Here is a 24,119-nt window from a genome sequence, read left to right on the forward strand (position 1 = left end):
AGGAAACAGATTATGACGCTGAAAGTGGGTTTTATTGGCCTGGGTATCATGGGCAAACCAATGAGCAAAAACCTCATCAAAGCAGGTTACTCACTGGTGGTTTTAGATCGTAATTCAGACGCGGTGGCAGAGGTGATTGCGGCTGGCGCAGAAACGGCGACAACCGCAAAAGCAATTGCTGAGCAGTGCGACGTGATTATCACCATGCTGCCAAACTCCCCGCACGTGAAAGAGGTGGCGCTGGGTGAGAACGGCATTATCGATGGCGCGAAGCCGGGTCTGGTGGTGATCGACATGAGTTCTATCGCACCGCTGGCAAGCCGCGAAATCAGCGAGGCGCTGAAAGCGAAGGGCGTGGAGATGCTGGATGCGCCGGTCAGCGGCGGCGAACCGAAAGCCATCGACGGCACCCTGTCGGTGATGGTGGGGGGCGATAAAGCTGTGTTTGACAAATATTACGACCTGATGAAAGCCATGGCCGGCTCCGTGGTGCACACCGGTGAAATTGGCGCAGGCAACGTCACCAAGCTGGCAAACCAGGTGATTGTGGCGTTGAACATCGCGGCTATGTCGGAGGCGCTAACGCTGGCCACCAAAGCGGGCGTTAATCCGGATCTGGTCTATCAGGCCATTCGCGGTGGTCTTGCGGGCAGCACCGTGCTGGATGCCAAGGCGCCGATGGTGATGGATCGTAACTTCAGGCCGGGCTTCCGCATCGATCTGCACATTAAGGATCTGGCGAATGCGCTGGATACCTCCCACGGCGTGGGGGCGCAGCTGCCGCTGACTGCCGCCGTCATGGAGATGATGCAGGCGCTGCGTGCGGATGGTCTGGGCACCGCCGATCACAGCGCGTTAGCGTGCTATTACGAAAAGCTGGCGAAGGTTGAAATTGCTCGCTAATGACGTCCCGCCCGGTGGCGTTACGCTTACCGGGCCTACGGCTCAGGCATACAACTATGAAAATCGTAATCGCGCCAGACTCATATAAAGAAAGCCTGTCTGCCACTGAGGTGGCGCAGGCGATAGAAAAAGGATTTCGGGAAATTTTCCCCTACGCTCATTACGTGTCTGTTCCCGTTGCTGACGGCGGAGAAGGTACGGTTGAAGCGATGATCGCCGCTACGCAGGGCACCTGGCAGCAGGCTGTCGTCACCGGCCCGTTAGGGGAAAAGGTGAAGGCCAGCTGGGGGATCTCGGGCGACGGTACCACCGCGTTTATCGAGATGGCCGCCGCCAGCGGCCTGGTGCTTGTTCCTCCCGCGCAGCGTAACCCGCTGGTCACGACGTCGCGCGGGACGGGGGAGCTGATCCTCCGCGCGCTGGATAAAGGCGCGCGCAACATCATTATCGGTATCGGCGGGAGCGCAACCAACGATGGGGGCGCAGGCATGATGCAGGCGCTGGGCGCGAAGTTTACGGATGCGAACGGGACGGAGATCGGCTACGGCGGCGGCAGCCTGATGGCGCTTAACCGGATTGATATTTCGGATCTCGATCCGCGTCTTCAGGGGTGCGCAATCCGTGTCGCCTGTGACGTGACGAATCCGCTGGTCGGTGAAAGCGGCGCGTCGCGTATCTTTGGACCGCAAAAAGGCGCCACGGAGGAGATGATCCTCGAACTCGACGCCAGTCTTAGCCACTATGCCGAAGTGATCAAAAAAACGCTGCGCATTAACGTCAACCGGGTTCCGGGGGCAGGAGCGGCGGGCGGCATGGGCGCGGCGCTGATGGCCTTCCTGGGCGCAGAGCTGAAAAGCGGCATTGAGATTGTCACTCAGGCGCTCAATCTTGAAGAACATATTCACGACTGCACGTGGGTGCTGACGGGGGAAGGGCGCATCGACAGCCAGAGCATAAATGGCAAAGTGCCCGTCGGCGTGGCGAGCGTCGCCAAAAAATACCATAAGCCAGTGATAGGGATTGCCGGAAGTCTGACGCAGGATGTGGGTGTGGTGCATCAGTACGGCATCGATGCGGTGTTCAGCGTACTGACCCGCATCGGCTCACTGGAAGAGGCGTTCCAGGGAGCGTATGACAACATTTACCGCGCCTCGCGGAATATCGCGGCCACATTACAGGTAGGCATGCGTAGCCAGGGGTGACAGCGGCGCGCAAACCCTCTATACTGCGCGCCGAAGCTGACCAGACAGTCGCCGCTTCGTCGTCGTCCCTTTCGGGGGAGACGGGCGGAGGGGAGGAAAGTCCGGGCTCCACAGGGCAGGGTGCCAGGTAACGCCTGGGGGGGAAACCCACGACCAGTGCAACAGAGAGCAAACCGCCGATGGCCCGCGCAAGCGGGATCAGGTAAGGGTGAAAGGGTGCGGTAAGAGCGCACCGCGCGGCTGGTAACAGTCCGTGGCACGGTAAACTCCACCCGGAGCAAGGCCAAATAGGGGTTCACATGGTACGGCCCGTACTGAACCCGGGTAGGCTGCTTGAGCCAGTGAGCGATTGCTGGCCTAGATGAATGACTGTCCACGACAGAACCCGGCTTATCGGTCAGCTTCAACTTCTTACGAAACCCCGCTTCGGCGGGGTTTTTGCTTTCTGAAGGTTGCAGGTCGGGTAAGCGAAGCGCCAAACGACATCAATTCTCAATTTTGCGACGCTAAGCACGTTTCACTATTTGTTCGGCTGCGTGTTCCTCTCATCTGCTGCGCATGATCGTAATCACAAAATTTAACGCTATAAAATTAGAAAAATTTAGTGTTGAGCAGATGTTGTAAATGTTTAGTCAGTGATGCCGAATGTTATTCATTTGATAATTTAATATTGAATCTAAAAACATTCTTCTGGTGAATGTGTGATATATCCCACTCTTTAACCGGAAAGTGAATAAATACTCCTGGTAAAGTTGATAAACCACAAAAATGTTTTAAAGGAATAATGGTGTTTTATTAACCTTTAATTGCCTGAAAGATAGCCTTTATTAATATTTTTAAGGCAAAAAAATTCACGCTGGTTATTGCCATAAAATAAATTTATTACCGCGTTTTTTATTGATCAATGTCAGCGTGAATGCGTATTTTTATTGTGATAAATCTTTGATTTATAAAGATATAAATAGTTTTCTGGTGCGACTGAAAACAGAGCGTCCTGGCAAATTGTGAGTAACAGCACATACCCCCTAAAACAATATTGGGTAGAATCCGCTGCGTCATAGGGAAATAAGCGCAGAATATTATGAATACTATTATTCTACCGAAAACTCAGCACCTCGTGGTATTTCAGGAAGTCATCAAAAGTGGCTCCATAGGTTCTGCTGCAAGACAACTGGGGCTGACGCAACCTGCCGTCAGCAAAATCATCAGCGACATCGAATCTTACTTTGGGGTGGAAGTGATGGTGCGTAAAAACACCGGCGTAAAACTCACTGCTGCCGGTCAGGTGCTGCTGTCCTACGCTGAGTCGATCACCCGCGAAATGAAAAACATGGTAAGCGAGATCAACAGCCTCAGTTTCAGTACCGTCATGGACGTCTCCTTCGGCTATCCCTCGCTGATTGGCTTCACCTTCCTGTCCGGGATGATCAAAAAATTCAAGGAAGTGTTCCCGAAGGCACGCGTCTCAATGTATGAAGCGCAGCTCTCTTCATTCCTGCCCGCCATTCGCGATGGCCGGCTGGATTTCGCCATCGGTACGCTGAGCGACGGGATGCAGCTTCAGGATCTTCACGTTGAGCCACTGTTTGAATCCGAGTTTGTGCTGGTGGCGAGTAAATCACGAACGTGCACCGGCCCGACCAGACTGGCATCGCTCACGCACGAGCAGTGGGTGATGCCGCAAACCGATATGGGCTACTACAACGAACTTCTGACCACCCTGCAAGACAACCACATCAGCATTGAAAACATCGTCCAGACCGATTCCGTCGTCACCATCTATAACCTTGTCCTCAATGCCGATTACCTGACGGTGATCCCCCGTGACATGATTGCGCCATTCGGCTCGGACCAGTTCATTGTCCTGCCGGTGGAAGATGAATTACCCGTGGCGCGTTATGCCGCCGTGTGGTCAAAAAATTACAGTATTAAAAAATCGGCGTCAGTATTAGTTGAACTGGCAAAACAATATTCGTCGATGAATACCGAAAAACGACGATAGAAATAATGATGATTTAAAACACCCGGAGCGACGCTTTTTAACGCTCTGTTACCCTGACTTTGCCTGAAAACAATGAATTATTATAACGAGGATATTATGCACATTACTTACGATCTCCCGGTGACCATTGAAGATATTCAGGACGCCAGAAAAAGACTGGCGGGAAAGATCTATAAAACCGGTATGCCGCGCTCAAATTATCTGAGCGAACGGTGTAAGGGTGAGATATTCCTGAAATTTGAAAATATGCAGCGTACCGGTTCGTTTAAAATACGTGGGGCGTTTAATAAATTAAGCTCGCTGACCGATGCGGAAAAACGCAAGGGCGTGGTGGCCTGTTCCGCAGGGAACCACGCGCAGGGGGTCTCTCTCTCTTGCGCCATGCTCGGCATCGACGGCAAAGTAGTGATGCCGATGGGCGCGCCGAAATCCAAGGTTGCCGCCACGCGCGACTACTCTGCCGAAGTGGTGCTACACGGCGAGAACTTTAACGACACCATCGCCAAAGTGAGCGAAATCGTCGAGATGGAAGGGCGCATTTTTATCCCGCCTTACGACGATCCGAAAGTGATCGCCGGTCAGGGCACCATCGGCCTGGAGATCCTCGAAGATTTATATGACGTGGATAACGTGATTGTCCCCATCGGCGGCGGCGGTTTAATTGCCGGTATTGCGACAGCAATTAAATCCATCAACCCAACTATCAATATTATCGGCGTGCAGTCTGAAAACGTGCACGGAATGGCGGCATCGTATCAGGCCGGTGAAATAACGAACCACCGCATTACCGGCACATTAGCAGACGGTTGCGACGTGTCTCGCCCGGGTAATTTAACCTTCGAAATCGTTCGTGAATTAGTCGATGACATTGTGCTGGTCAGCGAAGACGAGATTCGCAACAGCATGATCGCGCTTATCCAGCGAAATAAAGTGGTCACGGAAGGTGCTGGCGCACTGGCGTGCGCGGCGTTATTAAGCGGCAAGCTGGACCACTATATCCAGGGCCGTAAAACCGTCTGCATTATTTCCGGCGGCAATATTGATCTCTCCCGTGTTTCCCAAATTACCGGCTTCGTTGACGCATAAAGGATGACTTATGAGCAACACAGAAAGCATTATCGTTGGCCAGACAAAAACGTCCTCCTGGCGTAAATCTGATACCACCTGGACGCTCGGCCTGTTTGGTACCGCCATTGGCGCAGGCGTGCTGTTCTTCCCTATCCGTGCAGGCTTTGGCGGCTTGATCCCCATCCTGCTGATGCTGGTACTCGCGTTCCCGATTGCCTTTTACTGCCACCGCGCGCTGGCGCGTCTGTGTTTGTCCGGCAGTAACGTCTCCGGCAACATCACCGAAACGGTGGAGGAGCATTTTGGTAAGACCGGCGGGGTGGTGATCACCTTCCTCTACTTCTTTGCCATTTGCCCGCTGCTGTGGATTTACGGCGTCACCATTACCAACACCTTTATGACCTTCTGGGAAAACCAGCTCCAGATGCCCGCCCTGAACCGCGGCGTGGTGGCGCTGTTCCTGCTGCTGCTGATGGCCTTTGTTATCTGGTTCGGTAAAGACCTGATGGTGAAAGTGATGAGCTACCTGGTGTTCCCGTTCATCGCCAGCCTGGTGTTGATTTCTCTCTCGCTGATCCCGTACTGGAACTCGGCGGTGATCGACCAGGTTAACCTGAGCGATATCGCCTTCACCGGTCATGACGGCATTCTGGTCACGGTGTGGCTGGGGATCTCCATCATGGTCTTCTCCTTCAACTTCTCGCCTATCGTCTCCTCGTTTGTGGTCTCCAAGCGCGAAGAGTACGAACCGGAGTTCGGGAAAGAGTTTACCGAGCAGAAATGTTCCAAAATCATCGGTCGCGCCAGCCTGCTGATGGTGGCGGTGGTGATGTTCTTCGCCTTTAGCTGCCTGTTTACACTCTCTCCGCAGAACATGGCGGACGCCAAAGCGCAGAACATTCCGGTGCTCTCTTACCTGGCGAACCACTTTGCGTCGATGTCAGGCAGTAAATCCACGTTCGCCACCGTGCTGGAGTACGGCGCGTCCATCATCGCGCTGGTCGCTATCTTTAAATCCTTCTTCGGCCACTATCTGGGCACGCTGGAGGGGCTGAACGGCCTGATCATCAAGTTCGGCTACAAGGGCGACAAGAAGAACGTCTCCGTCGGCAAGCTGAACACCATCAGCATGGTCTTCATCATGGGCTCCACCTGGATTGTGGCCTACGCCAACCCGAACATTCTGGACCTCATTGAAGCCATGGGCGCGCCAATTATCGCCTCTCTGCTGTGCCTGCTGCCGATGTACGCCATCCGCAAGGCACCGGCGCTGGCGAAATACAAAGGCCGGACCGAGAACATCTTCGTAACCGTGGTCGGACTGCTGACCATTCTGAACATTGTGTACAAACTGTTTTAAACCAAAGCTCAGGAAGAGCGGAGCCATACCATGATTAAGTTTCCGGTAGTACTGGTCATTAACTGCGGATCGTCCTCTGTTAAGTTCTCGGTGCTGGACGCCGCAAGCTGCGATGCCCTGATGACGGGCATTGCGGACGGCATCAACACAGAAAAAGCCTTTATTTCCGTGAATGGGGGTGAGCCGGTCAGACTGGCTCACCAGGACTACGAAGGGGCGCTGGCCGCCATCGCCCTGGAGCTGGAGAAACGCAACCTGATGGGCAGCGTGGCTTTGATTGGCCATCGCATTGCCCACGGCGGTGACCTCTTCAGCGAGTCGACCCTGATCACGGAAGAGGTGATGGCGCAGATCCGCCAGGTCTCCCCGCTGGCGCCGCTGCATAACTACGCCAACCTGAGCGGCGTGGAAGCCGCCGAGCGCCTGTTCCCCGGCGTGCAGCAGGTGGCGGTATTTGATACCAGCTTCCACCAGACCATGCCGCCGCAGGCGTATCTGTACGGCTTGCCGTACCGCTATTTTGAAGAGCTGGGCGTGCGCCGCTACGGTTTCCATGGCACCTCTCACCGCTATGTGTCGGCGCAGGCGCACGCGCTTTTCGGGCTCTCTCCCGATGACAGCGGCCTGGTGATTGCCCATCTCGGCAACGGGGCGTCCATCTGCGCGGTGCGTAACGGCGTAAGCGTGGACACGTCCATGGGGATGACGCCGCTTGAAGGACTGGTGATGGGCACGCGCTGCGGAGACGTGGATTTTGGCGCGATGGCGTGGATTGCCCGGCAGACCGGCCAGTCGTTCGAGGATCTGGAGCGCGTGGTCAACAAAGAGTCCGGGCTGCTGGGGATCTCCGGTATCTCCTCCGATTTGCGCGCGCTGGAGAAAGCCTGGCATGACGGCAACGAGCGGGCGCGGCTGGCAATAAAGACCTTTGTCCACCGGATTGCGCGGCATATCACCGGTCATGCCGCGTCCCTGCACCGTCTGGATGGCGTGGTGTTTACCGGCGGGATCGGTGAGAACTCCGTGCTTATCCGCGCGCTGGTGGCGGAGCATCTGAAGGTGTTTGGCATCATCCTCGACGAGTCCAAAAATGCCCTGCCGGGCAGCGCGGGCGAGCGCGTGATCTCCACCGAGTCGTCCCGCGCGGCCTGCGCGGTGATCCCTACCAATGAAGAAAAAATGATCGCGCTGGACGCCCTCCGTCTTGGGAAGGTTACTCCGGCTGCGGCTTACGCCTGATAAAGCGAGAATCTGATGAAAGTAACAATCGATACGGGCGTCGCGCCTTACAGCGACGCATGGGCCGGGTTTCGTGGTGAAGAATGGAAAAACGCCATCAACGTGCGCGATTTTATTCAGCATAACTACACCCCTTATGAAGGCGATGAAGCTTTCCTCGCGCAGGCGACGCCAGCAACGACGGCGCTGTGGCAGAAGGTGATGGTCGGCATTCGTCAGGAGAATGCCACCCACGCTCCGGTGGATTTCGACACCAACATCGCCACTACCATTACCGCGCACGGGCCGGGCTATATTGATCAGGAGCTGGAGACGATCGTCGGCCTGCAAACCGACAAGCCGCTCAAGCGCGCCCTGCATCCGTACGGCGGGATCAACATGATCCGCAGCTCGTTCGAAGCCTACGGTCGCGAGATGGATCCGCAGTTTGAATATCTCTTTACCGACCTGCGCAAAACCCACAACCAGGGCGTGTTTGACGTTTACTCCCCGGAGATGATGCGCTGCCGCAAATCGGGGGTGCTGACCGGTCTGCCGGACGGCTACGGGCGCGGACGCATCATCGGCGACTACCGCCGCGTGGCGCTGTACGGCATCAGCTATCTGGTGCGCGAGCGTGAACTTCAGTTCGCCGATCTCCAGGGGAAACTGGAGCGCGGCGAAGATCTGGAGGCGACGATCCGCCTGCGCGAAGAGCTGGCGGAGCACAAGCGCGCGCTGCTGCAGATCCAGCAGATGGCGGCGAACTATGGGTTTGATATATCACGTCCGGCGATGAACGCCCAGGAAGCGGTGCAGTGGCTCTATTTTGCCTACCTTGCCGCAGTGAAATCCCAGAACGGCGGGGCGATGTCGCTGGGGCGCACGGCCTCGTTCCTCGATATCTACATTGAACGCGACATGCAGGCAGGAAGGCTGAATGAGGTGCAGGCCCAGGAGCTGATCGACCACTTCATCATGAAGATCCGCATGGTGCGCTTCCTGCGCACGCCGGAGTTCGACACGCTCTTCTCCGGCGATCCGATCTGGGCCACGGAAGTGATTGGCGGCATGGGGCTGGACGGGCGCACGCTGGTGACTAAAAACAGCTTCCGCTACCTGCATACCCTGCACACCATGGGGCCTGCGCCGGAGCCAAACCTGACGATCCTCTGGTCCGAAAAACTGCCGATCGCGTTCAAGAAATACGCCGCACAGGTGTCGATCGTCACCTCCTCGCTGCAATACGAGAACGACGATCTGATGCGCACCGACTTCAACAGCGACGACTACGCCATTGCCTGCTGCGTCAGCCCGATGGTGATCGGCAAGCAGATGCAGTTCTTCGGCGCACGCGCCAACCTGGCGAAAACGCTGCTGTACGCAATCAACGGCGGGGTGGATGAGAAGCTGAAGATCCAGGTCGGTCCGAAAACCGAGCCGCTGCTGGATGAGGTACTGGATTACGACACCGTAATGGCGAGCCTCGATCACTTCATGGACTGGCTGGCGGTACAGTACATCAGCGCGCTGAATCTCATTCACTATATGCATGATAAATACAGCTACGAAGCCTCGCTGATGGCGCTGCACGACCGGGACGTCTACCGCACCATGGCCTGCGGCATTGCCGGGCTGTCGGTGGCGGCGGATTCCCTGTCGGCCATCAAATACGCCACGGTAAAACCGGTACGCGACCACACTGGTCTGGCGGTCGATTTCATCATCGAAGGCGACTATCCGCAGTACGGCAACAACGAGGATCGTGTGGACAGTATCGCCTGCGATCTGGTTGAGCGCTTTATGAAGAAAATCCAGGCGCTGCCGACGTACCGCAACGCGGTACCGACGCAGTCGATCCTGACCATCACCTCCAACGTGGTTTACGGCCAGAAGACCGGGAACACGCCGGACGGACGACGCGGCGGCACGCCGTTTGCGCCTGGCGCCAACCCGATGCACGGGCGCGACAGAAAAGGGGCGGTGGCGTCGTTAACCTCGGTCGCCAAGCTGCCGTTCACCTATGCCAAAGACGGGATTTCCTACACCTTCTCCATCGTGCCGCAGGCACTGGGCAAGGACGAGCCGGTGCGCAAAACCAACCTTGTCGGGCTGCTGGACGGATACTTCCACCACGAAGCGACCATTGAGGGCGGTCAGCACCTGAACGTCAACGTGATGAACAGGGAGATGCTGCTGGATGCCATCGCCCATCCGGAGAATTATCCGAACCTGACGATCCGCGTTTCAGGCTATGCGGTGCGGTTTAATGCTCTGACGCGCGAGCAGCAGCAGGATGTGATTTCGAGGACGTTTACGCAGGCGATGTAATGCAGGCTCCATCTTCAGCCTCCTCTAATGAGGAGGCTTTTAATTTTGTGAACTCGGTCGATTTTAGAAAACTCACTCTCTTTTCTGCTGTTCAGAAGTAATATTTTCCTCGCGCCTTATGAAATCCCTATAAAACTTGTGACTTTTTTCTCCCGCTCTCCGGATATGATCTCCCCATATCAATAACTCACACCTGCACCCTCTGACTCGCAATCGCTGGCGATCGGAACCTTATAAAAACAACCAGTTACCCTACAAAATAAGCGAGTGCCCAATGAATATGGCAACAAACAGCAGTGTGATTGTGAGTGATTCCCCTGCGGCAAGGCGGGCGGGAATGAGCGAAAGCGAATGGCGAGAGGCGATCAAATTTGACAGCACCGATACGGGCTGGGTCATCATGAGTATCGGGATGGCTATCGGCGCGGGCATCGTTTTTCTTCCGGTGCAGGTCGGGTTAATGGGGCTGTGGGTGTTTTTACTCTCGTCGATAATTGGTTATCCGGCTATGTACCTGTTCCAGCGCCTGTTTATTAATACGCTGGCGGAATCACCGGAATGCAAAGATTACCCGAGCGTCATTAGCGGTTATTTAGGTAAAAACTGGGGCATCTTATTGGGTGCGCTTTATTTCGTGATGCTGGTGATCTGGATGTTTGTCTATTCCACGGCTATCACCAACGACAGCGCCTCCTATTTGCACACCTTCGGCGTAACCGACGGTTTGCTGTCGGAAAATCCGTTCTATGGCTTATTCCTGATCTGCATTCTGGTCGCTATCTCGTCGCGCGGTGAAAAACTGCTGTTTAAAGTCTCCAGCCTGATGGTGCTGACCAAATTATTTGTAGTGGCGGCGCTGGGTCTTTCGATGATTGGCCTCTGGCATTTAGCCAACGTCGGTATGCTGCCGCCGATGGGGCTGCTGATTAAAAACGCCATTATTACGCTGCCTTTCACCTTAACCTCCATTCTGTTTATTCAGACTTTAAGCCCGATGGTGATTTCCTATCGTTCACGGGAAAAATCCGTAGCGGTGGCGCGTCATAAAGCGCTGCGGGCAATGAATATCGCCTTTGGCGTGCTGTTTGTGACGGTCTTTTTCTACGCGGTCTCCTTCACGCTGGCGATGGGGCACGACGAGGCGGTAAAAGCCTACGAGCAGAATATTTCCGCCCTGGCAATCGCAGCACAGTTCATCAGCGGTGACGGTGCGGGCTGGGTCAAAATCGTCAGCGTGATCCTCAACATTTTCGCTGTGATGACCGCGTTCTTTGGCGTCTATCTCGGCTTTCGTGAGGCGACGCAGGGCATCGTGATGAACATCCTGCGCCGCAAAATGCCGGCGGAAAAAATCAATGAAAATGCCGTCCAGCGCGGAATTATGCTGTTCGCCATCCTGCTGGCCTGGAGCGCGATTGTATTAAACGCGCCGGTGCTGAGCTTCACCTCCATCTGTAGCCCTATTTTCGGGATGGTGGGCTGCTTAATTCCGGCGTGGCTGGTCTACAAAGTGCCCGCACTTCATAAATATAAAGGCGTATCGCTGGTAATTATCGTAATTACCGGGCTGCTGCTTTGTGTTTCTCCTTTCCTCGCCTTCTCATGAGGTTAAATAAGGTCGTAACGATGTCTGAGCAAATTAATCCTTTATGGAACCATTTTATTCGCGCCGTGCAGGAAGAGGTAAAGCCTGCGCTGGGCTGTACCGAACCCGTCTCGCTGGCGCTGGCGTGTGCGATGGCTGCCGGACAGCTTTCCGGTGAGGTAACGCGTATCGAGGCGTGGGTATCGCCGAACCTGATGAAAAACGGGCTTGGCGTAACGGTGCCCGGCACCGGTATGGTCGGTTTACCCATCGCGGCCGCGCTGGGGGCGACAGGCGGTAATGCACACGCCGGGCTGGAGGTGTTGAAAGACGCGTCGGCCGAGGCGCTAACGCGCGCCAAAGCACTGCTGAACGCGGGTCTGGTGCAGGTAAAATTGCAGGAGCCGTGCGATGAGATCCTTTATTCACGCGCCTGCGTTTACGCCGGTGAATCCTCGGCGATGGTGACCATCGCTGGCGGGCACACTCGCGTGGTGGAGGTAGTTTGTCAGGGCGAAACGTGCTTCAGGCTTGACGATCGTCAGAGCCAGAACAACGACGATCCGCTGGCGGTGCTCTCGACCACCACGCTGTCGCAGATCCTTGAGTTTGTGGAGCAGGTGCCGTTCGACGCGATCCGCTTTATCCTCGATGCGGGGCGGCTGAACGATGCGCTCTCCCGCGAAGGTTTGCGTGGCAACTGGGGGCTGCATATTGGCGCGACGCTCAATAAACAGCGCGCACGCGGCTGGATGGCGCAGGATCTGGGTTCAGACATTATTATCCGCACCAGCGCAGCCTCGGATGCCCGCATGGGAGGCGCGACGCTGCCAGCGATGAGCAACTCGGGTTCCGGGAATCAGGGCATCACCGCCACCATGCCGGTAGTGGTGGTGGCTGAGCACGTTCAGGCTGATGACGAACGGCTGGCGCGGGCGCTGATGCTCTCGCATCTGTCGGCTATCTATATCCATTACCAGCTTCCGCGCTTGTCCGCGTTGTGCGCGGCGACAACCGCCGGAATGGGGGCAGCGGCGGGGATGGCGTGGCTGATGGGCGGATCTTACCAGACCATTGCCATGGCGATCGGCAGTATGATCGGCGACGTGAGCGGGATGATCTGCGATGGGGCTTCTAACAGCTGTGCAATGAAGGTCTCGACCAGCGTCACCAGCGCCTGGAAAGCCGTGATGATGGCGCTGGATGATACTGCCGTGACGGGTAACGAGGGGATTGTGGCGCACGACGTGGAACAGTCGATCTCTAACCTGTGCGCCCTGGCGTGCCGCTCAATGCAGGCGACGGACCGGCAGATCATTGAGATTATGGCGAGTAAGGTGTTGTGATTTAATCCAACCCGTTACCCCTCACCCTAACCCTCTCCCATAGGGAGAGGGAACCGATCGAGCGAGGGGCGTGTTGATCTTAAACCGGCAAATCAATCAACAGCGCGCGCAGCGGCGTATCGGCAACCAGAGTGATATTCGCTTCGTCACGAATAAACGCCCCGTCACCGCAGGTGAGCGCTTCTTTCTCTTCCGTATGCGTGACCGCATGCACCGTTCCGTGAATGGACTGCAAATAGGCACGCGGGCCATGAAGCTGGAAGCTCGCCTGTTCACCTTTTTTCAGTTCGATATGATGCAGCCACACCTGCTGGCGCAACTGCAAGCTGCCTTTGCTGCCGTCTGGCGAGGCAATCAGCTGCTGTTGATCGCCCTTCAGATCGATCTTTTGCACCAGCGGATTTTCCCGCTCCGGACAGGCATCCAGCCACAGCTGCATGCGGGTCAACGTTTTATCTTTGCTGAGGTTATGCTCACTGTAGCTAATACCTGGCTGAGTAGAAATTAACAGCGCCTCGCCAGCCTTCGCCTGGACATGATTGCCCTCGCTATCGCGGTATTCTGCCTCGCCTTCCAGGATCAGGTTCAGGATATCGACTTTCGGGTACGTGCGCGGCTGGAAGGACGCGCCCGGGGCGAGCACTTCCTGATTCAATACGCGCAGTGAAGCGTAACCGAGGAGTTTAGGGTCAAAGTAGTGTCCAAAGGAAAAGGTGTAGCGGGCCTGCAACCAACCGAAATCGGCTTGTCCGCACTGTTTCGCTGTTCTTGTCGTAATCATAAACTTGACCTCTCTTTACACTAAATCAATGGTAAAGGTATGGACGCTGCATTGTTAGCCAGATATTCTGCCTGGTATGTTCAAATTTCCTGAATGAGAACGAGATGGCTAAAGAGAGAGCATTGACGCTTGAGGCGCTTCGCGTCATGGACGCGATTGACAGGCGCGGCAGTTTTGCCGCGGCGGCAGATGAACTGGGGCGCGTTCCGTCTGCGCTGAGCTACACCATGCAAAAGCTGGAAGAGGAGCTGGATGTTGTGCTCTTCGATCGCTCCGGTCATCGAACAAAATTCACCAACGTTGGGCGGATGCTGCTGGAGCGCGGCCGCGTATTGCTGGAAGCGGCGGATAAGCTGACGACCGATGCCGAAGCGCTGGCCCGCGGCTGGGAAACCCATCTGACGTTAGTGACCGAAGCGCTGGTGCCCACCGAAGCGCTGTTTCCGCTGGTGGACAGACTGGCCGCGAAAGCCAATACCCAGCTGTCGATCATCACCGAGGTGCTGGCCGGGGCGTGGGAGCGTCTTGAGACGGGCAGGGCGGATATCGTGATTGCGCCAGACATGCATTTCCGCTCATCGTCAGAAATCAATTCGCGCAAGCTCTACAGCGTGATGAACGTCTACGTCGCCGCGCCGGATCACCCTATCCATCAGGAGCCGGAGCCGCTCTCTGAGGTCACGCGCGTGAAATACCGCGGCGTGGCGGTCGCGGATACCGCCCGAGAGCGCCCGGTGTTAACGGTACAGTTGCTGGATAAACAGCCGCGACTGACGGTAACGTCGCTGGAAGATAAGCGACAGGCGCTCCTGGCGGGGCTGGGCGTGGCGACTATGCCTTACCCGTTTGTCGAAAAGGACATTGCAGAAGGGCGGTTGCGCGTCGTCAGCCCGGAATACACCAGCGAAGTGGATATCATTATGGCGTGGCGTCGCGACAGCATGGGCGAAGCCAAATCGTGGTGTTTGCGTGAAATTCCCAAGCTCTTTGCCCACCACAACAAATAAGCGTAGGCCCGGTAAGCGTAAGCGCCACCGGGCAGAATTTACGCGCTTGCCTTAGGATCCGGACCAAAGCGGTTTTCGCCCGGCGTTCCGCTCTGACAGTTGAAAATCAAAATCACGATCCAGCCGATAAGCGGGATCAACAGCAACAGCAGCCACCACGCCGAACGATCGGTGTCGTGGAGACGACGAAACAGTACGGCCCATGAAGGCAGCAGAACTAACACACCATAAATGGTGGTGAGAATGCCTTCACCCCCCTCGCGTTCCCAGCCGAGGATCTTGTCCACAATGCCCAGCACCATAATCAGGACGAAGTTCACCAGAACGAACATCCAGTACTCTTTACGGCGGGCACGGCCACCAAAACCAAAATAGTTGCGCAGTACCTTTAAATACCAGTCCATTTTTCCTTGCCTCATAATCAGTCAATCACTTGTTTTCTAAGCGATCGAGGTAAGGATAGATGTATGCTGTGAATTAAAAAAGGGAATCAATTGATTCCCTAAATAATTATCCGAAACGCACGTCGCGCCCGTGCGGTTCATCCAGGTCCTGCCACGGGCCAATGGAGATAATGCCCGTTGGGTTGATGGTCTTATGACTGCGGAAATAATGGGTGCGAATATGGTCAAAATTGACCGTCTCCGCAATCCCCGGCATCTGATAGATGTCGCGCAGGAAACCGTGCAGGTTCAGATAATCGCTGATGCGATGCTTGTCGCACTTGAAGTGGGTGACATACACCGGATCGAAGCGGATCAGCGTCGTCCACAGGCGGATGTCTGCTTCGGTGAGGCGATCGCCCGTTAAATAACGATGCTGGCCGAGGATCTGCTCCAGGCGCTCCAGGGATCCAAACACGTTGCCGACCGCTTCGTCGTACGCTTCCTGACTGGTGGCAAAGCCCGCTTTATAGACGCCGTTGTTGACGTTGTCGTAGATCCAGCCGTTCAGCTCGTCAATTTTCTCGCGCAACTCAACCGGGTAGTAATCCCCGGCGCGGGCGCCGTGCGCGTCAAACGCGGTATTGAACATGCGAATGATTTCAGCGGATTCATTGCTGACGATCCTCTGGTTTTTCTTGTCCCACAGCACCGGCACCGTTACGCGTCCGGTGTAGTGCGGATCGGCGCGCAGATAGAGCTGATACAGGAAATCGTGATGATAAAGCTCATCACCCGTCGCGGCAGGGAAGTCACTGTCGAACGTCCAGCCGTTTTCCAGCATCAGCGGGTTGACCACCGAAACCGGAATTAACGATTCGAGACCTTTAAGTTTGCGCACAATCAGCGTGCGGTGCGCCCACGGACAGGCGAGAGAAACGTACAGATGATAACGATCTTTCTCCGCCGCAAAGCCCCCTTCGCCACTCGGGCCGGGTGCGCCGTCGGCGGTCAGCCAGTTACGGAAGGCCGAAACAGAGCGCTTAAAGCGTCCACCGGTGGATTTGGTGTCATACCAGACATCCTGCCAGACGCCGTCTACGAGTTGTCCCATTTTTTTCTCCTCCGTCAGATAGCAAAAGCGAGGAGATGTCTCCTCGCTTTGAATGTAATCAGTATAGCGTGCTTACCACTTCTTATTCAGAAGACGGTCGATGCTGTAGGCGCCCGGGCCCGTGATAGCCAGCAGCAGGAAGCCACCCGCGATGGTCAGGTTTTTCATGAACATCAGGGAGTTCACGCCTTCCGCAAAGTTGCTGTGGAAGATGAACGCGGTCAGCAGGGTAAAGCCTGCGGTGAACAGCGCCGTGGTGCGGGTCAGGAAACCGAACAGCACTGCCAGGCCGCCGCCGAACTCAAGCAGAATGGTCAGTGGCAGCAGGAACCCCGGCACGCCCATCGCTTCCATATACTGCTGAGTGCCCGCATAGCCGGTAATTTTGCCCCAGCCTGCGGTGATGAACAGAATTGGCATCAGAATACGCGCTACCAGTACACCAACATCTTCTAATTTTTTCATTTTACTCTCCAGGAAACCACATCAGCGGCTAAACGTTATTTGCGTGCAAATTCGGGTAGATACCGCGTCTTTGCTGTCGATGGAGAGGAGTGTAAACGGGGCGGATGGCAATTGTTAGCAAGGAAAACTGTTAATCTTCTTCAAAGATATTGAGTAAGGGAGCGTGCGGGCTGGTGCCCTCACCCCATCCCTCTCCCACAGGGAGAGGGGGCAAAAACAAAAAACGGTAACCAGGGTTACCGTTTTGCTTTTTTCACCGCAACTGCTGCTGTCGCAGCGTGGTTTTCACCAGACGCCAGGCGCTCCAGGCGCCAAAGCCGCGACGTGCCCAGCGGATCAGCATGTTAGGATGCCGAACCGACCAGATCGCCATCACGCTGCTGCCGACCAGCGCCCATGAACGCAGGCTCAGGACCGTGTTCCAGCCGCGGTCAAACCGATGCGTGGCTTCAACCCAGTCGCGACGGCTGGCAGACAGATCCAGTCGCTGCTGCTGGATTTGGCTCAACAGATACGCTTTCCGCTTTTGACGTTCGGCTTTGTCGCTCACGACTTATCATCCTCCAGCAGGGCGCGGTCGTTGGCCAGCTCCTGGCGCGTATGACGCAGGAAGGTCGACGTGCGCGCTTTATGCAGGGTCCAGATACCGCCTATCAGCGCCGCCACCAGCAGAACCACGGTAGTCGCAATCATCGCGTTCAGACGATACTGTGGATCGATAGCCCAGATGATTAACACCATCAGGCTCATCAGACCAAACGCGGCAAAGAGCATCGTAAGCCCAAGCATGAGCAGCATCTGGAAGAGGTTGGCTTTCTCCTCTTCCAGCTCCACTACCGCAAGCCGGACGCGCGTTTCGGCAATCCCGACCAGCGTCGTAAGAATACGCTGGCCAATGCCGAGGACGTTTTTAGCAGGCCCTTGTGCGTGACGTGGATCTTCCATAATCAACGACGCGTCAGCAGGACACCCAGCACCACACCCACTGCGGCGCCAATACCCACACCCGTCCATGGATTATCACGTACATATTCGTCTGCGCGCGCAGCCGCTTCGCGGGTCTGTTTCGCCAGCGCATCACCGGTTTCACCCAGACGGTAACGGCTCTCTTTCAGTGCCTGCTCCGCTTTGCTGCGCAGTTTGCTGACTTCTTCTTTCGATTTATCGGCAGAAGAGTTCAGCACCTCTTCCAGGGTGTCCGCCAGGGATTTCAGTTCAGCGCGCAGATTTTCTGAAGTTGTATCTTTTGACATGATTCTCTCCTGTTGAGATTTCCGTTAACTCAATAATCGCGAGCTTCCAGCGCTTTCAGTTCGTCCTGCGCCTCTTGCAACTTCCTCTCGCGCTTGGCAATTTTTTCCGCATCACCTTTCTCTTTCGCTTCTTGCAGGTCTTGACGGCGCTCGGCTATCTCGTCCTTCTGTTCAGCGATTTTTTCCTGATGATCGGCACGCAGCTTGCTGTCCGTACAGTTGTCTTTCACTTCGCTCAACGCTTTTTTCAGTCCGTCGATCCGGTGCTGATTGTTATGCTTTTCGGCATAACTGATTTCGCGTTGGATATCCTGTTCTTTCTCCTGACAAAGAGACATAGCGAAGGAAGCTGTGCTTAAAGAAAAAAGGGCCAGAGCCAGGGTGATGCGGTATTTCATTATAGAAACCTTCCATTGTGTTACGGCGTAAGCCGTGTTCCAGAACTAAGCGGAGAACATCTGAGGGGTGCTCCGCGTACTTAAGCATAGTAAGTAAACGGGAGTTTCACCAAAGTAGGTGAAAATATTCGGAATATTAGTCGTTAACCAAATCGATGCGACGTGTCGCGTAACCGTGACATCCAGGAGGCGACGTGGCTGTCATCATCCTGTTGCGCAATGATGTAACCCTGCGGCAGCGTGCGGTCCAGCACGGCTTTCGCCGCGGCGCTTTGCGCACTGGAGTCAAATTTTATCAGCAGCACATCGTCTTGCGGCGTGATGCTCTTAAAGCGAATCCCGTTTGCGTCGAGATGATGCCAGATGGAAAAACCATCCGGCACGCTGGTTCCCTGGCTCACAGGACGGATAGCCAGCGTCGACTCCTGATGCTGTAGCGCAGACCACAGCAGGATAAGAGCGCTGAACATCATCAGCGCGACGATGGCGTAAGAGAAGCGGCGCAGCGCGAGCGGGGAGATAACCATCGTTAACCCCTGGCTCCGTATTTCTTCTTCCACAGTACGACCAGGGACCCGACCAGGCCAAACACCAGCAGAACGACGGGCAGCAGCATCAGGCAAGACATCAGTTGGTCTTCGTATTTCATAAAGACCGGCGTTTTACCCAGCGCGTAGCCGAGCGTGGTCAGGATCAGCACCCACAGCAAGCCGCTCATCCAGTTAAAGAACTGGAAGCGCGTGCTGCTCAGGCCGGACAGGCCCGCAATGGTGGGCAGTAGGGTGCGTACGAATGCGATAAAGCGGCCGATCAGCAAGGCGGAAAGCCCATGCTTATGGAAAAGGTGGTGCGCTCGCTGGTGGTAATGGGCCGGAAGGTGCGAAAGCCAGTTCTGAACGATTCGCGTGTTACCCAGCCATCGCCCCTGAATGTAACTCACCCAGCAGCCCAGGCTGGCGGCAATGGTTAAAAGCAGGACCGTTTGCGGGAAAGCCATCGCCCCTTTTGCACAAAGCACCCCGACCAGTACCAGCAGGCTGTCGCCCGGTAAAAAGGCAGCAGGCAGCAGACCGTTCTCAAGGAACAGGATCATAAATAATACAAAGTAGAGCATGCCAATCATGGACGGGTTGGCCAGCGTTTCGAAATCCTGAGCCCAGAGGGCGTTCAGTAGTTGGGTCAAAAGTTCCATTCAGTGTTCCTGGAAATCGGTTAACGTCACGCCTGTAATTCGGGAAATACAGCACGGCGACATTGTTATGATTTCATTATGGTCGCTCGCGGACACATTGATGTGTGGCCAACACTGTTCCCTGTTAATTGGCTGGTTAGCAAGCACTAACTTACAAAATAACGAAGTGAATCCAATTGTAACAAAGCCCGACGTTCTGCGTCACAGAATTTGAGGGGAAACACGATTTTGGCGTAAGCCACGGAGGGGAGCGAGAAATTTTACAAAGGCTGACACTATATAGGTTTTCTTACCCTGTCTGGCCGGAAGGCGCGGCGGTGCGCCTGCCAGCAGTTCGGGGCGTTATTTTGCGAGATTGGTCGCGGTATCGAGGTGAACGACCGGATTATCGGCAAAAAGATAGCGGTCAGCGTTAAATTCAAAGTCATCACTTGTTTCATTAAACAGCATCTGTTTGGTGTTCTCCAGATGCTGCCACATTGCCAGTTTCGCCGCATGCGGATCTTTACGAATCAGGGCTTTAAGAATCTGGTCGTGATCGTCACACCAGTTATCTACCGTGCGGGAATCAATGTGATCGTGCAATTTCTTCCAGTACGGGTTGTGAACGCGCTGAGTCCACATTTTTTCAACGATTGCCGCCAGCGCCGTGTTCTGAGTCGCAAGGGCGACCTGGACGTGGAATTGCAGGTCCCATTCAGAATCGCGGAAACATTTTTCTTTACGCGCGTGATCCTGGATTTCCATCAGCTTCATGATGTCCTGCTTGGTCACCTGCGTCGCAGCAAATTCCGCAATGTTGCTTTCAATCAGCTGGCGAGCCTGGAGAAGCTCAAACGGACCGTAGCTGGCAAATTCCAGACTTTCGTCCGGGGTGGGGGAGTGTTTCGCCTGGCTGGAAATCACATGAATGCCGGAACCTTTGCGTACCTCAACATACCCTTCCACTTCCAGCATGATGATGGCTTCGCGGACCACCGTGCGGCTGACGCTTTTTTCATCCGCAATGAAACGCTCAGCGGGAAGTTTATCACCGACAAGATAGACCCCTTGCTCGATGCGATCTTTCAGCTCGGCGGCAAGTTGTTGATATAAACGACGTGATTCGGTGATTTCCATATGCGCTCCAGGCAGGGTACGGCGAATGATTTGTTATACCACTTTTGCGTGCCAGTCTCCAGATTTCGCCATCAAAAAAGCCGCCCGGAGGCGGCTTTTGCGTCGTTCTTGCCGGGTGGCGCTACGCTTACCCGACCTACTATTTTATTGGATTTTGTAGGCCGGGTAAGGCGGAGCCGCCACCCGGCACAACAACGCTAACTCTGCGTCGCCGGTCCCCCGAGGGACTCTTTCGCAAGTTCATCTGCGGATTTGCTTTTCAGCACCGTCCAGATAACCACCGCACCCAACAGGTCGAAGACAGCCAGTACCGCGAACAGTGGGCTGAAACCAATCGTATCCGCCAACGCGCCGACCACCAGTGCAAACAGGGTACTTGCGGTCCAGGCGGCCATCCCGGTCAGGCCGTTGGCGGTGGCGACTTCGTTACGACCAAACACGTCGGACGAGAGCGTAATCAGCGCACCGGACAGAGACTGGTGAGCAAAGCCCCCGATACACAGCAGGGCGATAGCCACGTAAGGGCTGGTGAACAGGCCGATCATACCCGGGCCGATCATCAGCAGGGCGCCCATGGTGACCACCATCTTACGGGACACAATCAGGTTCACGCCAAACCAGCGCTGGAACAGCGGTGGCAGGTAGCCGCCGACGATACAGCCCAGGTCTGCAAACAGCATTGGCATCCAGGCGAACATCGCGATCTCTTTCAGGTTAAAGCCGTAAACTTTAAACATGAACAGTGGGATCCAGGCGTTAAACGTACCCCAGGCCGGTTCTGCCAGGAAGCGTGGCAGGGCGATACCCCAGAACTGACGGGTGCCCAGGATCTGCCAGACGGACATCTTTTTGCCGTTGTCGGTCTGATGCTGGGATTCCTGACCATTAATAATGTAGTCACGTTCTTCGTCAGACAGCTTTTTCTGGTCGCGCGGGTGTTTATAGAAAATCAGCCACGCCATGGCCCAGGCAAAGCTCAGCACACCGGAGATGATGAACGCCATCTGCCAGCTGTGCATCACAATCGCCCACACCACCAGTGGCGGAGCAATCATCGCCCCGATGGAGGAGCCCACGTTGAAGTAACCGACAGCGATAGAACGCTCTTTTGCCGGGAACCATTCAGAGCTGGCTTTCAGACCCGCGGGGATCATCGCCGCTTCGGCAGCACCTACCGCACCACGCGCCAGCGCCAGTCCGCCCCAGCTGCCGGCCAGCGCGGTCGCCCCACAGAAGACGGCCCAGGCTACAGCGAAGAAGGCATAACCAATTTTTGTACCCAGAATATCAAGAACATAACCTGCAACAGGCTGCATTACGGTGTAAGCGGCAGAGTAAGCCGCAATGATGTAAGAGTATTGCTGCGTGGAGATATGTAACTCTTCCATCAACGTTGGCGCCGCTGCTGCCACGGTGTTACGTGTCAGGTAGCCCAGCACGGTGCCGAGCGTCACCAGTGCGATCATGTACCAACGTAACCCTTTAATTTTACGCATGTAAAACCTCATCGTTATGTTATTTCCGTGTCGGGACACGGCAACAACTCAACCGTTGCCGGGAGCTGTTCTGTAACGGGAGGGGCGTAACCGGGAACCTGTCCCGGAACGGCCCGAACCTTGCCATTAGTAATCGTGCTAAGTCGGCTTCCGTACCGTTAAATCCGATGTATCAAACACCGGTAATGCATTCCGTCGGCTTATAGTTTGCGACGGCGAAAAGATAACTTGTCATACAACTTTAAAAGGTGAGTGACATCACAAAAGTGTGAATCTTTGTAGGGACATTATGCGGCACGCGCAAAGCCAGAACTGGCGCGGACTGGGAGAGGGTTTACCCCTTTGAGGGTAATTTATTTGTCGACGTTTATTGATCTAACTCACGAAAAAAACGTCGGACTCTGGAAATTGGTGTGATAACTTTGCAGCATCTGAACATAAGCTTTCTGACGCTCCCGTAATGAGGAAGACGATAATGACACCGTTTATGACCGACGATTTTCTGTTAGATACCGAATTTGCTCGCCGCCTGTACCACGACTACGCAAAAGACCAGCCGATTTTCGACTACCACTGCCATTTACCGCCGCAGCAGGTTGCCGAAAATTACCGTTTCAAAAACCTGTATGATATCTGGCTGAAGGGTGACCACTATAAGTGGCGCGCAATGCGCACCAACGGCGTGGCCGAGCGCCTGTGTACCGGCGACGCGACCGATCGCGAGAAGTTTGACGCCTGGGCCGCTACTGTTCCCCACACCATCGGTAACCCGTTATACCACTGGACGCACCTCGAACTGCGTCGTCCGTTTGGTATCACCGGCAAGCTGCTCTCTCCCGCCACGGCGGATGAAATCTGGGATCAGTGCAACGACCTGCTGGCGCAGGATAGCTTCTCGGCGCGCGGCATCATGAAGCAGATGAACGTGAAGATGGTGGGCACCACCGACGATCCGGTCGACACTCTGGAGCACCACGCGGTTGTCGCGAAGGACAGCACGTTTGACATCAAAGTGCTGCCAAGCTGGCGCCCGGATAAAGCCTTCAACATCGAGCTGCCGACCTTTAACGACTACATGGCGAAGCTGGCGGAAGTGTCTGACACCGATATCCGTCGCTTTGGCGATCTGCAAACCGCGCTGACCAAACGTCTGGATCACTTTGCCGCACACGGCTGTAAAGTGTCTGACCACGCGCTGGACGTAGTGCTGTTCGCGGAATCCAGCGAAGCTGAGCTGGACAGCATTCTGGCGCGTCGTCTCTCCGGCGAAGCCCTGAGTGAGCACGAAGTGGCGCAGTTCAAAACGGCGGTACTGGTGTTCCTCGGTGCGGAATATGCCCGCCGCGGCTGGGTTCAGCAGTATCACATCGGCGCGCTGCGTAATAACAACCAGCGTCAGTTCAAACTGCTGGGCGCGGACGTGGGCTTTGACTCCATCAACGACCGTCCGATGGCGGAAGAGCTGTCAAAACTGCTGAGCAAACAGAACGAGCAAAACCTGCTGCCAAAAACCATCCTTTACTGCCTGAACCCACGCGATAACGAAGTGCTGGGCACCATGATCGGCAACTTCCAGGGCGAAGGGATGCCGGGCAAGATGCAGTTCGGTTCCGGCTGGTGGTTTAACGATCAGAAAGACGGCATGGAGCGTCAGATGACGCAGCTGGCGCAGCTCGGCCTGTTGAGCCGCTTCGTTGGCATGCTGACCGACAGCCGCAGTTTCCTCTCCTATACCCGCCATGAATATTTCCGCCGCATTCTGTGCCAGATGATTGGCCGCTGGGTGCACGCGGGCGAAGCGCCAGCGGATATCCAGCTGCTGGGCGAAATGGTGAGAAACATCTGCTTTAACAATGCGCGTGACTACTTCGCCATTGAACTGAACTAAGGCCGTTT

General features: G+C 55.4%; 23 protein-coding genes and 1 other RNA gene. 12 read left to right on the plus strand and 12 right to left on the minus strand.

The window, feature by feature from the left end:
- The first annotated feature begins 12 nt into the window (after positions 1–12).
- From garR to ACOTX4_RS00765, 10 genes are all read left to right on the plus strand, one after another.
- Positions 13–903, plus strand: coding sequence for a 2-hydroxy-3-oxopropionate reductase (gene garR / locus ACOTX4_RS00720; protein WP_017382435.1), 891 nt, complete (start codon positions 13–15; stop codon positions 901–903).
- Positions 904–959: 56 nt separating this feature from the next.
- Positions 960–2,105, plus strand: coding sequence for a glycerate 2-kinase (garK, locus tag ACOTX4_RS00725; RefSeq protein WP_045332927.1), 1,146 nt, complete (start codon positions 960–962; stop codon positions 2,103–2,105).
- A 32-nt stretch (positions 2,106–2,137) separates the two neighbouring features.
- Positions 2,138–2,514: RNase P RNA component class A (gene rnpB / locus ACOTX4_RS00730), an RNA gene on the plus strand.
- Positions 2,515–3,186: 672 nt separating this feature from the next.
- On the plus strand, positions 3,187–4,107 hold the full coding sequence (gene tdcA, locus ACOTX4_RS00735) for a transcriptional regulator TdcA (protein ID WP_003862670.1): 921 nt from the start codon (positions 3,187–3,189) through the stop codon (positions 4,105–4,107).
- A 96-nt stretch (positions 4,108–4,203) separates the two neighbouring features.
- Positions 4,204–5,193, plus strand: a complete 990-nt coding sequence (gene tdcB, locus ACOTX4_RS00740) for a bifunctional threonine ammonia-lyase/L-serine ammonia-lyase TdcB (RefSeq protein ID WP_022651901.1) — start codon at positions 4,204–4,206, stop codon at positions 5,191–5,193.
- A gap of 10 nt (positions 5,194–5,203) precedes the next feature.
- Entirely contained in the window at positions 5,204–6,535 is a 1,332-nt protein-coding gene (tdcC, locus tag ACOTX4_RS00745) for a threonine/serine transporter TdcC (RefSeq protein ID WP_003862666.1), read from the plus strand.
- A gap of 30 nt (positions 6,536–6,565) precedes the next feature.
- The gene (gene tdcD / locus ACOTX4_RS00750; RefSeq protein ID WP_045332926.1) at positions 6,566–7,774 is read left to right on the plus strand and encodes a propionate kinase; all 1,209 of its coding nucleotides are present in this window, start codon (positions 6,566–6,568) and stop codon (positions 7,772–7,774) included.
- A gap of 15 nt (positions 7,775–7,789) precedes the next feature.
- Positions 7,790–10,084: a formate C-acetyltransferase gene (gene pflB, locus ACOTX4_RS00755; RefSeq protein ID WP_045332925.1), complete on the plus strand. Its 2,295-nt coding sequence runs from the start codon at positions 7,790–7,792 to the stop codon at positions 10,082–10,084.
- Between the two features lie 274 nt (positions 10,085–10,358).
- Positions 10,359–11,690: an amino acid permease gene (locus ACOTX4_RS00760; RefSeq protein ID WP_032607965.1), complete on the plus strand. Its 1,332-nt coding sequence runs from the start codon at positions 10,359–10,361 to the stop codon at positions 11,688–11,690.
- Between the two features lie 20 nt (positions 11,691–11,710).
- Positions 11,711–13,015 carry a serine dehydratase subunit alpha family protein gene (locus tag ACOTX4_RS00765; protein ID WP_022651889.1) on the plus strand — a complete coding sequence of 435 codons (1,305 nt, stop codon included), beginning with the start codon at positions 11,711–11,713 and terminating at the stop codon, positions 13,013–13,015.
- A 79-nt stretch (positions 13,016–13,094) separates the two neighbouring features.
- On the opposite strand, the gene ACOTX4_RS00770 is transcribed toward ACOTX4_RS00765, so the two are convergent.
- Positions 13,095–13,796 carry a pirin family protein gene (locus ACOTX4_RS00770; RefSeq protein WP_003862658.1) on the minus strand — a complete coding sequence of 234 codons (702 nt, stop codon included), beginning with the start codon at positions 13,794–13,796 and terminating at the stop codon, positions 13,095–13,097.
- Positions 13,797–13,900: 104 nt separating this feature from the next.
- Here ACOTX4_RS00770 and yhaJ point away from each other — a divergent pair, with 104 nt between their 5' ends.
- Positions 13,901–14,803, plus strand: coding sequence for a DNA-binding transcriptional regulator YhaJ (yhaJ, locus tag ACOTX4_RS00775; RefSeq protein WP_003862655.1), 903 nt, complete (start codon positions 13,901–13,903; stop codon positions 14,801–14,803).
- A gap of 38 nt (positions 14,804–14,841) precedes the next feature.
- Here the strand turns inward: yhaJ and ACOTX4_RS00780 are convergent, their stop codons facing one another.
- From ACOTX4_RS00780 to ACOTX4_RS00830, 11 genes are all read right to left on the minus strand, one after another.
- A complete protein-coding gene (locus ACOTX4_RS00780; protein ID WP_000384149.1) occupies positions 14,842–15,207 on the minus strand; it encodes a DUF805 domain-containing protein in 366 nt (121 codons plus the stop codon).
- A 106-nt stretch (positions 15,208–15,313) separates the two neighbouring features.
- On the minus strand, positions 15,314–16,300 hold the full coding sequence (locus ACOTX4_RS00785; protein WP_048244926.1) for a glutathione S-transferase family protein: 987 nt from the start codon (positions 16,298–16,300) through the stop codon (positions 15,314–15,316).
- Between the two features lie 72 nt (positions 16,301–16,372).
- Entirely contained in the window at positions 16,373–16,765 is a 393-nt protein-coding gene (locus tag ACOTX4_RS00790; RefSeq protein ID WP_003862651.1) for a DoxX family protein, read from the minus strand.
- A 253-nt stretch (positions 16,766–17,018) separates the two neighbouring features.
- A complete protein-coding gene (locus ACOTX4_RS00795; protein WP_003862649.1) occupies positions 17,019–17,315 on the minus strand; it encodes a YqjK-like family protein in 297 nt (98 codons plus the stop codon).
- Positions 17,312–17,710, minus strand: a complete 399-nt coding sequence (locus ACOTX4_RS00800) for a phage holin family protein (RefSeq protein ID WP_003862647.1) — start codon at positions 17,708–17,710, stop codon at positions 17,312–17,314. Before ACOTX4_RS00800 ends, ACOTX4_RS00795 begins: the two co-directional genes overlap by 4 nt.
- 2 nt (positions 17,711–17,712) lie before the next feature.
- Entirely contained in the window at positions 17,713–18,018 is a 306-nt protein-coding gene (locus ACOTX4_RS00805) for a DUF883 family protein (protein WP_003862645.1), read from the minus strand.
- Positions 18,019–18,047: 29 nt separating this feature from the next.
- Complete coding sequence (locus ACOTX4_RS00810) at positions 18,048–18,416, minus strand: DUF1090 domain-containing protein (protein ID WP_017382428.1); 369 nt, start codon at positions 18,414–18,416, stop codon at positions 18,048–18,050.
- 143 nt (positions 18,417–18,559) lie between these two features.
- Positions 18,560–18,943, minus strand: a complete 384-nt coding sequence (gene mzrA, locus ACOTX4_RS00815; RefSeq protein ID WP_003862640.1) for an EnvZ/OmpR regulon moderator MzrA — start codon at positions 18,941–18,943, stop codon at positions 18,560–18,562.
- Between the two features lie 2 nt (positions 18,944–18,945).
- A complete protein-coding gene (gene yqjA / locus ACOTX4_RS00820) occupies positions 18,946–19,608 on the minus strand; it encodes a DedA family general envelope maintenance protein YqjA (protein WP_003862638.1) in 663 nt (220 codons plus the stop codon).
- 342 nt (positions 19,609–19,950) lie between these two features.
- Positions 19,951–20,727: a transcriptional regulator ExuR gene (gene exuR, locus ACOTX4_RS00825; RefSeq protein WP_003862635.1), complete on the minus strand. Its 777-nt coding sequence runs from the start codon at positions 20,725–20,727 to the stop codon at positions 19,951–19,953.
- Between the two features lie 197 nt (positions 20,728–20,924).
- Positions 20,925–22,223 (minus strand): MFS transporter, encoded by a 1,299-nt coding sequence (locus ACOTX4_RS00830; RefSeq protein WP_003862634.1) that lies wholly within the window; start codon positions 22,221–22,223, stop codon positions 20,925–20,927.
- Between the two features lie 475 nt (positions 22,224–22,698).
- Between ACOTX4_RS00830 and uxaC the strand changes: the two genes are divergently transcribed.
- On the plus strand, positions 22,699–24,111 hold the full coding sequence (gene uxaC, locus ACOTX4_RS00835; protein ID WP_003862632.1) for a glucuronate isomerase: 1,413 nt from the start codon (positions 22,699–22,701) through the stop codon (positions 24,109–24,111).
- The last annotated feature ends 8 nt before the right edge of the window (positions 24,112–24,119 follow it).

The organism is Enterobacter cloacae complex sp. IR5459, assembly GCF_049238005.1.
Taxonomy (GTDB): Bacteria; Pseudomonadota; Gammaproteobacteria; order Enterobacterales; family Enterobacteriaceae; genus Enterobacter; species Enterobacter hormaechei_C.